At 65.6% G+C, this 14,924-nt stretch carries 13 protein-coding genes; 6 read left to right on the top strand and 7 right to left on the bottom strand.

Features of this window, described 5'->3' with window-relative positions:
* Positions 1–169: 169 nt before the first annotated feature.
* Positions 170–1,132 (bottom strand): heme o synthase, encoded by a 963-nt coding sequence (locus ACIP9X_RS20655; RefSeq protein ID WP_400481613.1) that lies wholly within the window; start codon positions 1,130–1,132, stop codon positions 170–172.
* Positions 1,133–1,641: 509 nt separating this feature from the next.
* Here ACIP9X_RS20655 and tkt point away from each other — a divergent pair.
* Genes tkt through pgl form a run of 6 tightly spaced genes read left to right on the top strand, consistent with a single transcriptional unit; the run spans position 1,642 to position 9,878 of the window.
* Complete coding sequence (gene tkt, locus ACIP9X_RS20650) at positions 1,642–3,759, top strand: transketolase (protein WP_400481617.1); 2,118 nt, start codon at positions 1,642–1,644, stop codon at positions 3,757–3,759.
* Positions 3,760–3,789: 30 nt separating this feature from the next.
* On the top strand, positions 3,790–4,908 hold the full coding sequence (gene tal / locus ACIP9X_RS20645; protein WP_400481612.1) for a transaldolase: 1,119 nt from the start codon (positions 3,790–3,792) through the stop codon (positions 4,906–4,908).
* 5 nt (positions 4,909–4,913) lie between these two features.
* Positions 4,914–6,548: a glucose-6-phosphate isomerase gene (locus ACIP9X_RS20640; RefSeq protein ID WP_400481611.1), complete on the top strand. Its 1,635-nt coding sequence runs from the start codon at positions 4,914–4,916 to the stop codon at positions 6,546–6,548.
* A 15-nt stretch (positions 6,549–6,563) separates the two neighbouring features.
* Positions 6,564–8,132: a glucose-6-phosphate dehydrogenase gene (zwf, locus tag ACIP9X_RS20635; RefSeq protein WP_400481610.1), complete on the top strand. Its 1,569-nt coding sequence runs from the start codon at positions 6,564–6,566 to the stop codon at positions 8,130–8,132.
* A complete protein-coding gene (locus ACIP9X_RS20630; RefSeq protein ID WP_400481609.1) occupies positions 8,129–9,070 on the top strand; it encodes a glucose-6-phosphate dehydrogenase assembly protein OpcA in 942 nt (313 codons plus the stop codon). The genes zwf and ACIP9X_RS20630 overlap by 4 nt, the downstream gene beginning before the upstream one ends.
* Positions 9,060–9,878, top strand: coding sequence for a 6-phosphogluconolactonase (pgl, locus tag ACIP9X_RS20625; RefSeq protein ID WP_400481608.1), 819 nt, complete (start codon positions 9,060–9,062; stop codon positions 9,876–9,878). Before ACIP9X_RS20630 ends, pgl begins: the two co-directional genes overlap by 11 nt.
* Here the strand turns inward: pgl and ACIP9X_RS20620 are convergent.
* The 6 genes from ACIP9X_RS20620 to ACIP9X_RS20595 all read right to left on the bottom strand — a co-directional run bounded on the left by ACIP9X_RS20620 (position 9,849) and on the right by ACIP9X_RS20595 (position 14,776).
* Positions 9,849–10,235, bottom strand: coding sequence for an RNA polymerase-binding protein RbpA (locus tag ACIP9X_RS20620; RefSeq protein ID WP_400481607.1), 387 nt, complete (start codon positions 10,233–10,235; stop codon positions 9,849–9,851). The two genes, pgl and ACIP9X_RS20620, sit on opposite strands and share 30 nt — an antisense overlap.
* Before the next feature lie 179 nt (positions 10,236–10,414).
* Positions 10,415–10,672, bottom strand: coding sequence for a preprotein translocase subunit SecG (gene secG / locus ACIP9X_RS20615; RefSeq protein WP_400481606.1), 258 nt, complete (start codon positions 10,670–10,672; stop codon positions 10,415–10,417).
* Between the two features lie 50 nt (positions 10,673–10,722).
* A complete protein-coding gene (tpiA, locus tag ACIP9X_RS20610; protein ID WP_400481605.1) occupies positions 10,723–11,538 on the bottom strand; it encodes a triose-phosphate isomerase in 816 nt (271 codons plus the stop codon).
* A 100-nt stretch (positions 11,539–11,638) separates the two neighbouring features.
* Entirely contained in the window at positions 11,639–12,865 is a 1,227-nt protein-coding gene (locus ACIP9X_RS20605) for a phosphoglycerate kinase (protein WP_400481604.1), read from the bottom strand.
* 10 nt (positions 12,866–12,875) lie between these two features.
* Positions 12,876–13,886: a type I glyceraldehyde-3-phosphate dehydrogenase gene (gene gap, locus ACIP9X_RS20600; protein WP_400481603.1), complete on the bottom strand. Its 1,011-nt coding sequence runs from the start codon at positions 13,884–13,886 to the stop codon at positions 12,876–12,878.
* 266 nt (positions 13,887–14,152) lie between these two features.
* Complete coding sequence (locus ACIP9X_RS20595) at positions 14,153–14,776, bottom strand: superoxide dismutase (protein WP_400481602.1); 624 nt, start codon at positions 14,774–14,776, stop codon at positions 14,153–14,155.
* Positions 14,777–14,924 lie beyond the last annotated feature (148 nt).

Genomic DNA, 14,924 nt, shown 5'->3' with positions numbered 1-14,924 from the left:
CGCTGGACCTCACACAACGAACTAGACGCACCCATAAAACTGCTCCCCACAAATCGGAACTGAATATTCCAGTCCAACTTCCGGGGAGCAGTTCAAAAGGTGAGGGAGCGTCCCCCAAAGTCCTGCGGAAGGAAGGTGAGAGGGAGGGTTGGGGGCCTGTGTGGCTAGGCTAGGCGGCCATGATGGCTGAGCCGACGAACGGGTCGACGGCCAGGGCGATGAACAGGAGCGTCAGGTAGCTGATGGAGCCGTGGAAGACCTTCATGGCGCCCTTGTCGGAGAGGTCGCCGCCCTGGGCCCGGTTGTAGAGCGCATGGGATTCGTACAGGAACCAGGCGCCGGCCACGACTGCCGTGACGGTGTACACCCAGCCGGCACCGCCGGCAGGCACCATGAGCAGCGAACAGGCCACCATGGCCCACGCGTACAGGACCACCTGCACCGACACCACCTTGGCGCCGGCGATGGCACCGAGCATGGGCACCTTGGCGTTCCGGTAGTCCTCGCCGTACCGCATGGACAGCGGCCAGTAGTGCGGCGGCGTCCACAGGAAGATCACCATGAACAGCACGACGGCGGGCCACTCGACAGTGTTGGTGACTGCCGACCAGGCGATGAGGACCGGGAAGCAGCCGGCGGCGCCGCCCCAGACGATGTTCTGCGCCGTGCGGCGCTTGAGGATCATGGTGTAGATGACCACGTAGAACAGGATGGCGCCGAGGCCCAGCCAGGCAGAGAGCGGGTTCGCGCCGAACCACAGGATGGCGATGGCCGCCGCGCCCAGCAGCCAGGCAAAGACCAGGGCTTCCCGCGGAGTGACATCACCGGTGACCAGCGGCCGCTTTTCGGTGCGGTGCATGAGCTTGTCGATGTCACGGTCGATGTAGCAGTTGAAGGCACCCGCACTGCCTGCAGCGAACGCGCCGCCCACCAGCGTGGCCAGGATCAGGCCCAGCGACGGGAAGCCGCGCTGCGCGTAGATCATCGTGGGGAGCGTGCTGACCAGCAGAAGTTCAATGACGCGGGGTTTGGTGAGAGCAAGGTAGGCCTTCGCCTTGCGGGCTAGTCCGGCTTTTCCGTGGACCCTGGATGAGGTCAGCGGCGTATCTGTTGTGCTCACGTTGGCAGTCACTCTGTTCTGTCTGGCGGTGCGGTCTGACTGATCTGCCCGAATCCTGGGTCCGGAATGATCCCTCAACGGCGGTTAATCGGGCGGGGAAGTCCGCTGCGCGGTCCCTGCCTGCACGCCGGTGGCCTCCCGATATCATACCGCGGCCACGCACCGGTCCGCGGCATCGGCCGCACGACGCAATTCACGGAAAATGATTCCTCCGCGCCCACTTCGATCACATTAACGCAGCGGGCGGAAAAAGGTGATTCACAAAACAAAAATTGAGTCCATTTGGTGAGATTTCAGACGCCCAGAGTGTGGAATAGAGCTAAGCTGTCTGCAGATCAGCGCACCGTGGGATAAGGCGAGAAACCGCGTTCCCACTCCGTCGAGCGACTGAATGAAGATCAACGTTTCAATGGTGAACGGCTGGTAGTACAGGACGCAGCGGGCACCAGACTGTGCCTCCCCGCGACATGTCCGTACCGCCTGCCGTCAGCACAGAGAGGGGCCCGGTTTTCGTGCCACATTTGGAAGAGCAAGAACTGTCCTGGACTGACCTGGACCAGCGTGCAGTGGACACTGTGCGTGTCCTGGCCGCCGACGCCGTGGAGAAGGTGGGCAACGGCCACCCCGGCACCGCGATGAGCCTGGCTCCGGCCGCCTACCTTCTCTTTCAGAAGATGATGCGCCACGATCCGCAGAACCCGGACTGGATCGGGCGTGACCGGTTCATCCTGTCCCCCGGCCACACGTCCCTGACCCTGTACATCCAGCTCTTCCTCTCCGGCTACGGCCTGGAGCTGAAGGACCTGCAGGCGCTGCGGACCTGGGGTTCGCTGACCCCGGGCCACCCTGAGTACAAGCACACCGCCGGCGTGGAGATCACCACCGGCCCGCTCGGCCAGGGCCTGGCCTCCTCTGTGGGCTTCGCCTACTCCCAGCGCCGCCAGCGCGGCCTGTTCGACGCCGACGCCGCCCCCGGCACCAGCCCGTTCGACCACACCATCTGGGTCATCGCGTCCGACGGCGACCTGCAGGAAGGCGTGACCTCCGAGGCCTCCTCGCTCGCGGGCCACCAGGAACTGGGCAACCTGGTGGTGATCTACGACGAGAACCACATCTCCATCGAGGACGACACCGACATCGCCTTCACCGAGGATGTCCTGAAGCGCTACGAGTCCTACGGTTGGCACACCCAGCGCGTCGACTGGACCAAGACCGGCGACTACAAGGAAGACATCCAGGAACTGCACGCGGCGCTGCTGGCCGCCAAGGCCGAAACGTCCAAGCCCTCCATCGTTTCGCTGCGCACCATCATCGGCTACCCCGCGCCGAAGAAGCAGAACACCGGCAAGATCCACGGCTCGGCCCTGGGTTCGGAAGAAGTTGCAGCACTCAAGGAAGTCCTGGGCTTTGACCCGGAGAAGTCCTTCGAGGTGGACGAGGAAGTGCTGGCCCACGCCCGCGGCGTTGTTGACCGCGGCGCCCACGCACGCAAGGCATGGGAAGAGTCCTTCGCCGCCTGGCAGTCCGCCAACCCCGAGGCCGCTGCCCTGCTGGAGCGCGTCGAGGCCCGCGAGCTGCCGTCCGAACTGGACGGCGCCCTGCCCGTCTTCCCCGCCGGCAAGGACGTTTCTACCCGGGCCGCCTCCGGCAAGGTCCTGAACGCCATCGGCCCGGTCATGCCGGAACTGTGGGGCGGCTCGGCGGACCTCGCGGAGTCGAACAACACCACGATCGAAGGTTCGCCGTCGTTCGTTCCTGCCTCCAAGCAGACGGACGCCTGGTCCGGCAACCCCTACGGCCGGGTGCTGCACTTCGGCATCCGCGAGCACGCCGCCGCCTCGATCGTGAACGGCATCTCACTGCACGGAAAGACCCGGGCGTTCTCCGGCACGTTCCTGATCTTCAGCGACTACCAGCGCCCCGCCATCCGCCTCGGCGCGCTCATGGGCGTGCCGTCGCTGTACGTCTGGACGCACGACTCGATCGGCCTCGGCGAGGACGGCCCGACCCACCAGCCGGTGGAGCAGCTGGCCTCCCTGCGCGCCATTGTGGGCCTGGACGTCGTCCGCCCCGGTGACGCCAACGAGGTCGCGGCAGCGTGGAAGGCGATGCTCGCCAACCACGAGAACCCGGCAGGCATCGTTCTGACCCGCCAGAACATTCCCACCTGGGAACGCGGCCACGGCGACGCCACCGGCGACACCTTCGGCTCGACCGCCGGCGTGGCAAAGGGCGGTTACGTCCTGGCTGAGGCGTCCAAGGACGGCCAAAGCGTCCAGCCGCAGGTCATCCTGATCGGCACCGGCTCCGAAGTCCAGCTCGCCGTCCAGGCCCGCGAAGCGCTGCAGGCCGAGGGCATCGCCACCCGCGTGGTGTCCATGCCGTGCGTCGAGTGGTTCAACAAGCAGGACGCCGCCTACCGCGAGGCGGTCCTGCCCGCAGCCGTCAAGGCCCGCGTCTCGGTAGAAGCCGGCCTGGCCCTGGGCTGGAAGGAGTTCGTCGGCGACGCCGGACGCTCCATCAGCCTCGAGCACTACGGCGCCTCCGCCGACTACAAGCGCCTCTTCCAGGAATTCGGCATCACCGCGGAAGCTGTCACCGCCGCCGCCAAGGATTCCCTCGCCGGACTCCAGTCCTGACAGCACCGAAAATTTCAAGGAGAAATTGACATGACTACCACCCCCACCCAGCAGCTCTCCGACGCCGGCGTGTCCATCTGGCTCGATGACCTCTCCCGTGGCCGCCTCACGACCGGCACGCTGCAGAAGCTGATCGAAGAGAAGAACGTTGTGGGTGTCACCACGAACCCCTCCATCTTCCACGCCGCGATCACCACCGGCCACGACTACGACGCCGTCATTGCCAAGGAGGCCGCGGCCGGCGCGTCCATCGAGGACACCATCTTCGAAATCACCACCACCGACGTCGCCGACGCCTGCGACCTGTTCGCCCCAGTCGCCGCTGCGACCAAGGGTGTTGACGGCCGCGTCTCCATCGAGGTTGACCCGCGCCTGGCCTGGGACACCGCCGGCACGATCGCCGAGGCCAAGCACCTGTACAAGAAGGTCAACAAGGACAACGTCCTGATCAAGATCCCTGCGACCCTTGAAGGTCTCGAGGCCATCACGGCCACCCTCGCCGAGGGCATCAGCGTCAACGTGACCCTGATCTTCTCCCTCGAGCGCTACCGCGCGGTTATCAACGCCTTCCAGTCCGGGCTCGAGCAGGCCAAGGACAACGGCCACGACCTGTCCAAGATCCACTCCGTGGCCTCGTTCTTCGTCTCCCGCGTGGACTCAGAGATCGACAAGCGCCTCAACGCCATCGGCACCGAGGAAGCCAAGGCCCTCAAGGGCAAGGCCGGCCTGGCCAACGCCCGCCTGGCCTACCAGGTCTACGAAGAGCAGTTCGCCACCGAGCGCTGGGCCGTCCTGGCCGAGGCCGGCGCCCTGCCGCAGCGCCCGCTGTGGGCTTCGACCGGCGTGAAAGACCCGGCGTACCCGGACACCCTCTACGTCACCGAACTCGTCGCTCCCGGTGTGGTGAACACCATGCCGGAAAAGACCCTGGACGCCACCTTCGACCACGGCGTGGTCACCGGCGACACCGTGACCGGCACCTACGAGGAAGCCAACGCCACGCTCAACGCCCTGGAAAACCTCGGGATCTCCTACAACGACGTCGTCGCGCTCCTCGAATCCGAAGGCCTCGACAAGTTCGTCGCCAGCTGGAAGGAACTGCTGGCCGACGTCGAGGGCGCCCTCGCCTCTGCACGGAAGGCTTCCTAGTCCACATGAACACACTCAGCTACGACGCCACCGGCGCCGCCCGGAAGGCCCTTGAGCAGCACCTGCCCGCCTTGGTGGAGGACCGCGTTGCCACCAGGATCTTCGCAAAGGACCACACCCTCTGGGGACCCGATGCCGAGGCCGAGTCCTCAATCCGGCTGGGCTGGGTCGAGGCGGCCACCGTCTCGCAGCCCCTGGTGGACAGCATCCTGGAACTCCGCGGCGCACTGCAGGCCGAAGGCGTCATCCGGATTGTCCTCTGCGGCATGGGCGGCTCCTCGCTGGCTCCTGAAGTGATCGCCGGAACCGCCGGCGTCGAGCTGACCGTGCTGGACAGCACCGACCCCGAACAGGTCGGTGCTGCCCTCGCGGACCGCCTTGCCGAGACTGCAATCGTGGTCTCGTCCAAGTCGGGTTCGACCCTGGAAACGGATTCGCAGCGGCGGATCTTCGAGCGTGCCTTCACCGAAGCCGGCATCGACGCCAAGAGCCGGATCATCGTGGTCACCGATCCCGGCTCCCCGCTGGACAAAGCGTCCCGCGAGGCCGGCTACCGCGCCGTCTTCAACGCCGATCCCAACGTGGGCGGGCGCTACTCCGCGCTGACCGCGTTCGGACTCGTGCCCTCCGGCTTGGCCGGCGTGGACATCCAGTCCTTCCTGGATGAAGCCGAGGAAGCCGCGGAAATCCTCAACGAGGACGGGCAGGAGAACATCGGCCTGGCGCTGGGAACGGCCCTGGGCGGCACCAACCCGCTGCGGGACAAGATCGTCATCGCCGAGGACGGTTCAGGCATCGTGGGCTTCGCCGACTGGGCAGAACAGCTCATCGCGGAATCCACCGGCAAGCTCGGTACCGGCGTCCTGCCGGTCGTCGCCGGCCCGAATGCTCCGGAGGTCACCTCCGGCGCTGAAGACGTTCTGGTGGTGCGGCTGGTAAGCGCGGATGCCGACGTCGAACTCGGAGAAAACGAAGTCGCCATTGCCGGCGGACTGGCCACCCAGATGATGGTGTGGGAGTTCGCCACGGCCGTGGCGGGGCGCCTCCTGGGCATCAACCCGTTCGACCAGCCCGACGTGGAAGCCGCCAAGGTGGCTGCCCGCGGCCTGCTGGATGCGCAGCCGGAACCGACACCGGCAGCCTTCACCGATGGCGCCATCGAGGTGCGCGGCGGGGAATGGCTGGGGAACGCCGGTACGGCAGCGGAGGCAGTTTCAGCGCTCCTCTCGCAGCTTGATGCCAACGGCTACCTGAGCGTGCAGGCATACTTCGACCGGCTGGCCTACAACCGCCTGGAAGGCGTCCGCGACGAGCTCGCCGCCGTCAGCGGCCGCCCGGTCACCTTCGGCTGGGGCCCGCGCTTCCTGCACTCCACCGGGCAGTTCCACAAGGGCGGCCCCGCGATCGGCGTGTTCCTGCAGGTCACGGCGGCTTCCAGCCAGGACCTGGCTATCCCGGAACGGCCGTTCACCTTCGGCGAGCTGATCGCGGCGCAGGCTGCGGGCGACGCACAGGTGCTGACCGAACACGGCCGGCCCGTGCTGCGGCTGCACCTCACCGACCGGGCAGCGGGCGTGGCCCAGCTCCAGGAGATCGTTTCGTCGCTTGCCGCGAAGGCGGCTTCCGGCGCTGATAGTTAAGGCACTGAATTAACCATGCCAGATACCTTGAAGAGGTCTGCGTTCCGGGGCGGGAATCCGTTGCGGGATCCGCGGGACCGTCGTTTGAATCGTATTGCCGGTCCGTCCTCGCTTGTTTTGTTCGGGGTCACGGGTGACCTCGCGCGGAAGAAGCTGATGCCGGCGGTGTATGACCTGGCCAACCGTGGGTTGTTGCCGCCGAGTTTCGCGTTGGTGGGTTTTGGCCGGCGGGGCTGGGATAACGAGGAGTTCGCCGCGGAGGTCAAGGACGCGGTCATCTCGTATGCGCGCACGCCGTTTGATGAGGCGGTGTGGAACCAGTTGTCCGAGGGCATCCGGTTCGTGCAGGGGGAGTTCGACGACGACGCGGCGTTTGAGCGGCTCGGGGAGACGATCAAGGAACTGGACGAGACCCGCGGCACGCGCGGGAACCACGCGTTCTATTTGTCGATCCCGCCGAAGGCCTTTGAGCAGGTCTGCCGGCAGCTCTCCAGGCATGGGTTGGCGCAGGCCGAGGGTGAGAAGTGGCGCCGGGTGGTGATCGAGAAGCCGTTCGGGCATGACCTGGCCTCGGCGCGGCAGCTGAACGACATTGTGGAGTCGGTGTTCCCGGCCGATGCGGTGTTCCGGATCGATCATTACCTGGGCAAGGAGACGGTGCAGAACATCCTGGCGCTGCGGTTCGCGAACCAGCTGTTCGAGCCGTTGTGGAACGCGAACTACGTGGACCATGTCCAGATCACCATGGCCGAGGACATCGGCACCGGCGGCCGGGCGGGGTATTACGACGGGGTGGGCGCGGCGCGGGACGTGATCCAGAACCACCTGCTGCAGCTGCTGGCCCTGACGGCGATGGAGGAGCCGATCTCGTTCAACGCCGATGATTTGCGGGCGGAGAAGGAAAAGGTCCTCGCCGCGGTGCGGTTGCCGGAGGATCTGTCCACGCACTCGGCCCGCGGACAGTTCGCCGGCGGCTGGCAGGGCGGGGAGCAGGTGCTGGGGTACCTGGAGGAAGAGGGCATCCCGGCGGATTCGACGACGGAGACGTTCGCGGCGATCCGGGTGGATATCAACACCCGGCGCTGGTCCGGGGTGCCGTTCTACCTGCGCGCCGGGAAGCGGCTGGGCCGGCGGGTGACGGAGATCGCGGTGGTGTTCAAACGCGCCCCGAACCTGCTCTTCGGCAGTCACGGCGGCGCTGGCCACAGTGATGATGACTTCGGCCAGAACGCCGTGGTGATCCGGGTCCAGCCCGATGAGGGCGCCACGATCCGGTTCGGGTCCAAGGTCCCCGGCACGCAGATGGAGGTCCGGGATGTGACCATGGACTTCGGGTACGGGCATTCTTTCACTGAGTCCTCCCCGGAAGCGTATGAGCGGCTGATCCTGGATGTGCTGCTGGGGGAGCCGCCGTTGTTCCCGCGGCACGAGGAAGTGGAGCTGTCCTGGAAGATCCTGGACCCCTTCGAAGACTACTGGGCGGCCCTGAACGAACAGCCCGAACCCTACGCCCCGGGATCCTGGGGGCCGGCCAGCGCTGATGAGTTGCTGGCCCGTGACGGACGCACCTGGAGAAGGCCATGATTGTAGATTTGCCGAACACCACCACCTCTCTCGTTTCCAAGAAGATCATGGCCCTGCGCGAGCAGGGCGGGGTGATCGCGCTGGGCCGGGTGCTGACCCTGGTGGTGGTCACCAAGTCCGGGCTGGAAGAGGAAGCGATCGAGGCCGCGAACGAGGCCAGCCGGGAACATCCCTGCCGGATCATCGTGCTCGCCGACGCCGGCTCGGCCGCTCCGAACCGGCTCGACGCGCAGATCCGGGTCGGCGGGGACGCCGGCGCCTCGGAAGTGATCGTGCTGCGCGGCTACGGCGAACTCGCCGAGGAAAGCGAGTCCCTGGTCGCGGCGCTGCTGCTGCCCGACGCCCCGATCGTGGCCTGGTGGCCGCACGGGGCGCCGAAGAACGCGTCCGAAACCTCCATCGGGCGGATCGCGCACCGCCGCATCACCGATTCGGCGAACGAGGCCGAACCCCAGGTCGCGTTGGAGAACATCCGCAACACCTACAAAGCCGGCGACACCGACCTCGCCTGGACCCGCCTGACCAACTGGCGGATCCAGCTCGCCGCGGTGCTGGACCAGGTGGACCCCTCCCCGGTCACCGCCGTCGCCGTCGAAGGCGCCTCGGACTCACCCTCCACCATCCTGCTCGCGGCCTGGCTCACCCTGTCCCTGGACGCCCCCGTCACGATCGTCGCGGACCCCGCCGGGACCGGCATCCGCAGGGTCCGTCTCACCCGCGCCAGCGGGGACGTCCAGCTCTTCCGCCCGGGACTCTCCGTCGCCGAACTCACCCAACCCGGCCAACCCGCCCAACGCATCTCCCTCCCACGCCGCAGCCTGCGCGACTGCCTCGCCGAAGAACTCCGCCGCCTGGACCCCGACGAAGTTTTCGGTGAAGTGATTACTATTGGACTGCCACGTACCAATCTAAGGAGTGTCCGTCCCAGTGAGCGCTGAGCCCAGAGTAAGCATCCATCCAGACTCTTCCGTCCTCATGGCTGCCATCGCTGCACGCCTGATCACCAAGCTCGTCGATGTCCAGGACAGGTTCGGAGAGGCGACGGTGGTGCTTACAGGCGGCAGCGTGGGCATCGGTACCCTCAAGGCAGTGGCGGATTCGCCCGCTGCTCCGGCGGTGGACTGGACCAAGGTGAATTTCTGGTGGGGTGACGAGCGCTTTGTCAGCGCCAAGGATCCGGACCGCAACACCGTCCAGGCCCATGAGGCACTGCTGCAGCACATCACGGTCGATCCTGAGCGTGTCCACGAGCCGGGCTCCTCGGATGAGTTCGATAGCCCGGAGCTGGCCGCTGAGGATTATGCCCGCCAGCTCGCCGAGGCAGCGGAGGCAGAACACGCCGCGGACATGTCGGACAACAGGCCGGAGTACCCCGGCAAGCTTCCGCGCTTTGACGTGGTCCTGCTGGGCGTGGGACCGGATGCCCACATCGCATCGCTGTTTCCGGAGCAGGCCGGCATCCGGGAAAAGGAGAATACGGTGGTGGGGGTGCGCAACTCCCCCAAGCCGCCGCCTGAGCGGATTTCGCTGACGCTTCCTGCGATCAACACCGCGGCGGAGGTATGGATGGTGGTGGCTGGCGAGGACAAGGCAGGCGCCGTTGGCCTGGCTCTCGCCGGCGCCAACCCGGTGCAGGTTCCCGCGTCCGGACCCGCCGGGCGCTCACGCACCCTGTGGCTGATTGACGAGAATGCGGCGTCGCGAGTGCCGGAGCAGCTAGTCCGTAAGGCCCCTGCCGGCTCGTAGCCTCTTCAGCGCTCCGGCCAGGACATCTTCCGCGTCCTGGCTGGAGCGTCTTTCTTTAACGTAGTCCAAGTGGCTCTTGTAGCCCTCAGGGTCGTCCTCCGGGGGCAGCTGGCCTGGTACGGTTCCGGGATTCCGGGACGCCGGCCTGCCGCAGCGGCGGCAGTCCCACTCCGGCGGTATCTGCTCCTCGGGCAGCTTGATGAAAACAGGCTGCGTCTCATGCCCCTGGCTGCACCAGTAGGAGACGCGGATCCGCGGCGGCCGCTCGGCGAGCGGATCTTCGCCCTGGTTTTTGAGCCCGGCCCCGAAGGTAACACCGGCGCGGATGCCGCGGAAGCCGGAATTCGGAGACGTCATCGGGAACTCCTTACTGCCAGGGACCACGGCTGATACGAATCAACAGCCACAGTTTAGTGCGGAAGGACCGCGTCCAGAAGACGGTTGAATGCAAGTACGACGGCGGCCGGTCACCTTCGCTGGGAAGGTGACCGGCCGCCGTCGTGCTTGAGTACCGGCTGTTCAGAGCCGGGGGGCGGCTAGGAGTCGGCTACGCCGGTGAACCTCATGAGCAGGCCGAGGGCGATGATAACGGCGCCCCAGGTGATGCCGAGAATGACGGTGAACCTGTTCAGGTTCTTTTCAGCGACACCCGAAGAGCTCAGGCCGGAGCTCATGCCGCCGCCGAACATGTCCGACAGACCGCCGCCACGTCCCTTGTGGAGCAGGATGAGCAGGGTCAGCAGGAGACTGGTGACGCCCAGGAGGATCTGCAGAATGACATGAAGAACGTCCACGACGGCCTTTCAGAAGATTGGGAATGCGGGAGCCTGGCAGGTCTGACTGGCTAGTCGGTCACCAGGTGGCTCTCGAACCTGACAATATTAGCAAATTCTGCCGGGTCGAGGCTCGCGCCACCGACCAACACGCCGTCGACGTCGCGCTCCTGCAAGATGGCGGCAACGTTGTTGGCCTTCACCGAACCGCCGTACAGCAGCCGGACCTTGGCTGCGACATCGGCGCTGAACAGCTCGGTCAGCTCGGCCCGGATGGCAGCGCACATTTCCTGGGCGTCTTCCGGTCCGGCAACTTCACCGGTTCCGATGGCCCAGACGGGCTCGTAGGCAACCACGAGTTCGCCGGCCTGCTCGGGGTCGAGTCCGGCAACATTCGCGCGGAGCTGGTCGAGGGTGTGCTGCACGTGGGTTCCGGCCTGGCGGATCTCGAGGCCCTCGCCGACGCACAGCACCGGGGTGACGCCGTGGCGGAAGGCGGCCTTGACCTTGGCGTTGAGCACGTCGTCCGACTCGTTGTGGATGGTGCGGCGTTCGCTGTGGCCCACCAGCACGTACTTGCATCCGAGCTTGCTGAGGAACTGGCCGGAGATGTCCCCGGTGTAGGCGCCGGAGTCGAACTGCGACAGGTCCTGGGCACCGTAGGCGACGTCAAGGTCATCACCCTGGACAAGCGTCTGGACGCCGCGAAGGTCCGTGAAAGGCGGGAAGACAGCCACTTCAACGCGGCTGTAGTCGTGGTTGGCGTCGGACAGGGTCCAGGCCAGCTTCTGCAGCAGGGTGATGCCCTGGACGTGGTCCATGTTCATCTTCCAGTTGCCCGCGATCAGTGGTGTGCGGTCGAAGGTGCCGTTAGTTGACGTTGTCACGTGTTCTCCAAAGGGTGCAGCTCAGATGTGCTTTGTCAGGTGAAACAGCCGGCAGGGCGCCCGATACCTGTGGTTCAGGCGCCCTGCCGGCGGAGAGTGATTAGCGGTCCAGAACGCTCAGGCCCGGGAGTTCCTTGCCTTCAAGGTATTCCAGGCTGGCGCCGCCACCGGTGGAAATGTGCCCGAACTGGTCATCGGCGAAGCCGAGGGTCCGGACTGCTGCGGCCGAGTCGCCGCCGCCGACGACGGTGAAAGCTTCCGTCTCGGTGAGGGCCTGGGCCACGGCGCGGGTGCCGGCAGAGAATGCTTCGAATTCGAAGACTCCCATGGGTCCGTTCCAGAAGACCGTCTTGGCAGCCTTGATCCGCTCGGCGAAAGCCTTGGCGGAGTCGGGGCCGATGTCGAGCCCAATGCCCTGCGCACCGAAGCTGCTGCTTTCGATGGCCTCGGCGGCCACCGTCTCGTGATCCGCGTCGGCAGCGAACTTGGCTGCCACCACCACGTCGGTGGGGATGACGAATTCGGTGCCGGCGTCGGCAGCGCGCTTGAGGTAATCCTGGACGACCGGGATCTGGTCCTCTTCCAGCAGGCTGCCTGCCACCTTGTGCCCGGCTGCTGCAAGGAAGGTGAAGAGCATGCCGCCGCCCACCAGGATGGTGTCGGCCTTGCCGAGGAGGTTGTCGATGACGGCGAGCTTGTCGGAGACCTTGGAGCCGCCGAGGACCACGACGTACGGACGCTGGGTGTCCGCCGTCAGCTTGCGGAGAACCTCCACCTCGGTGCCGACGAGATCGCCAAGGTAGGACGGCAGCCGGGTGGCGACGTCGTACACGCTGGCGTGCTTGCGGTGCACGGCGCCGAATGCGTCATCCACGAAGGCACCGCTGTCCCCGGTCAGGGCGACCAGTTCATCAGCGAAGGCGGTGCGCTCGGCGTCGTCCTTGCTGGTTTCACGGGCGTCGAAGCGGACGTTCTCAAGCACCAGGGCCTGGCCGTCCTGCAGGCCGGAGGCGAGCTCCTTCGCCGAGGTGCCTACCGTGTCCTCGGCGAGCGTGACGGGGAACGGGGCAAGCTCAGCCAGCCGGGAGACGGCGGGCTTGAGCGAGTACTTCTCCTCCGGAGCGCCCTTGGGGCGTCCGAGGTGGGCTGTTACCAGCACGCGGGCACCGGCGTCCGTGAGCTTTCCCAGCACTGGCAGTGAGGCCTTGATGCGGCCGTCGTCAGTCACTGTAGAGCCGTCGAGCGGCACATTCAGGTCACTTCGAACCAGAATGTACCGCCCGCGGACACCTTCAGCGATCAGTTCGTTGAGGGTGTGAAATGTCATGTAGCTAACCCTAGCCCAGCTTTGCAGCCACGAGCTCCGTGAGGTCCACCAGACGGTTGGAGTAGCCCCATTCGTTGTCATACCAGGAAACAACCTTGACCTGGTTGCCGATGACCTTGGTCAAACCGGAGTCAAAGATGGACGAGGCGGGGTCGCCGACGATGTCGGAGGAGACGATCGGAGCGTCCGTGTAGGTCAGGATGCCCTGCCATTCGTCGGACTCTGCAGCCTTCTTCAGCACGGCGTTGACTTCCTCGACCGTGGTCTCCCGCGAGACGGTGACGGTCAGGTCGGTGGCGGAGCCGGTGGGGACCGGTACGCGGATGGCGTAGCCATCCAGCTTGCCCTTGAGCTCCGGCAGGACCAGTCCGATGGCCTTGGCGGCACCGGTGGAGGTGGGGACCATGTTGATGGCGGCCGCGCGTGCCCGGCGCAGGTCGTTGTGCGGGCCGTCCTGCAGGTTCTGGTCTGCGGTGTAGGCGTGGACGGTGGTCATCAGGCCACGCTCGATGCCGAAGGCCTCGTTAACAACCTTGGCCAGGGGGCCGAGGCAGTTGGTGGTGCAGGAGGCGTTGGAAATGATGTGGTGGTTTTCGGGATCGTATAGCCCGTCATTCACGCCCATCACGATGGTGATGTCCTCGTCGGAGGCGGGAGCGGAGATCAGGACCTTCTTGGCGCCCGCCTCGATGTGCTTCTTGGCTGCTGCAGCCTTGGTGAAGAAGCCGGTGGACTCGATGACGATGTCCACGCCCAGGTCGGCCCAAGGCAGGTTTGCGGGATCACGTTCGGCAAGCACCTTGATGGCGTTGCCGTTGACGACCAGGTTGCCCTCTTTGACCTCAATGGTTTCAGCCAGGCGGCCGCCGACGGAGTCGTACTTCAGCAGGTGGGCCAGTGCCTCGGGGCTGGTGAGGTCGTTGACGGCAACGATCTCGAGGTCCGCACCCTGGGCAAGCGCTGCGCGGAAGTAGTTACGGCCAATGCGGCCAAAGCCGTTGATACCAATACGGGTGGTCACTTTTTCAGTCTCCTTGGTGCTTGATAAAGCACATTAGTTGAGCGGGCGTTCAAGCCAACTAACAGATCCCGCACGCCATTGGGCAGAGATGATTACCAGATCGGAGGGCGACCAGCCTCATTGCTGAAGGCTAACCGCCTTCCGTGATCCATCTTACGTTTAAGAAGGTCCGCCCCCGCAAGTGCGGGGGCGGACCGTCCACAATTCGGCCCTAAAGAGGCCCAATGTGAAGTTTGTTACACGTGCGTGCAGCGCACCTCACGCCTCTAGAGCGTGATCAAACCGGTGGCGTTGGCGCGTGCGGCGGCGAATCGCTGAGCGACGTCGGCCCAGTTCACGATGTTCCAGAATGCCTTGACGTAGTCAGCCTTGACGTTGACGTAGTCCAGGTAGAAGGCGTGCTCCCACATGTCCAGCATCAGCAGCGGGGTGGTGCCCAGCGCAGTGTTGCCCTGCTGGTCGTAGAGCTGCTCAATGACAAGGTTGCCGCCGATGGGCTCGTAGGCCAGGAAGCCCCAGCCGGAACCCTGCAGGCCGAGGGCGGCTGCGGAGAACTGGGCACGGAAAGCGTCGAACGAGCCGAAGGCGTCGTCAATTGCTGCAGCCAGCTCGCCTTCGGGCTTGTCGCCGCCGTCCGGGGAGAGGTTGTTCCAGAACACGGAGTGGTTGACGTGGCCGCCGGTGTGGAAGGCCAGATCCTTCGAGAGGCGGTTGATGTTGGCGAAGTCGCCCTTCTCGCGGGCCTCAGCCATCTGGGCCAGCGCGTTATTGGCACCCGTGACGTAGGCTGCGTGGTGCTTGCTGTGGTGCAGCTCCATGATCCTTGCGGAGATGTGGGGCTCCAGCGCTGCGTAGTCGTACTTGAGTTCGGGCAGAACGTACTCGGTCACAAAATCCTCCAATGTCGTGGACAGTTTGTCCGGTTGGTAACTCTCGGATTGTGCATCCGGATGACTCGTCACCCGGAAGATTTCAATGGCGGAACCGTGCTGCCTCGCGGCCGGAATGCCCGCTGCGCAGGTTAGTCCACCATCTGGT

Source organism: Arthrobacter sp. NPDC093125 (assembly GCF_044754225.1).
Lineage (GTDB): Bacteria > Actinomycetota > Actinomycetes > Actinomycetales > Micrococcaceae > Arthrobacter.
Note: the sequence above shows the minus strand (reverse complement) of the source record. Positions and strands in the feature narration are given on the sequence as shown.

Bases quoted from the DNA above. Each gene is read 5' to 3' on its own strand.
- tal (WP_400481612.1), top strand. From the start codon at position 3,790: ATGACTACCACCCCCACCCAGCAGCTCTCCGACGCCGGCGTGTCCATC.
- ACIP9X_RS20640 (WP_400481611.1), top strand. From the start codon at position 4,914: ATGAACACACTCAGCTACGACGCCACCGGCGCCGCCCGGAAGGCCCTT.
- zwf (WP_400481610.1), top strand. From the start codon at position 6,564: ATGCCAGATACCTTGAAGAGGTCTGCGTTCCGGGGCGGGAATCCGTTG.
- ACIP9X_RS20630 (WP_400481609.1), top strand. From the start codon at position 8,129: ATGATTGTAGATTTGCCGAACACCACCACCTCTCTCGTTTCCAAGAAG.
- ACIP9X_RS20620 (WP_400481607.1), bottom strand. From the start codon at position 10,235: ATGACGTCTCCGAATTCCGGCTTCCGCGGCATCCGCGCCGGTGTTACC.
- ACIP9X_RS20605 (WP_400481604.1), bottom strand. From the start codon at position 12,865: ATGACATTTCACACCCTCAACGAACTGATCGCTGAAGGTGTCCGCGGG.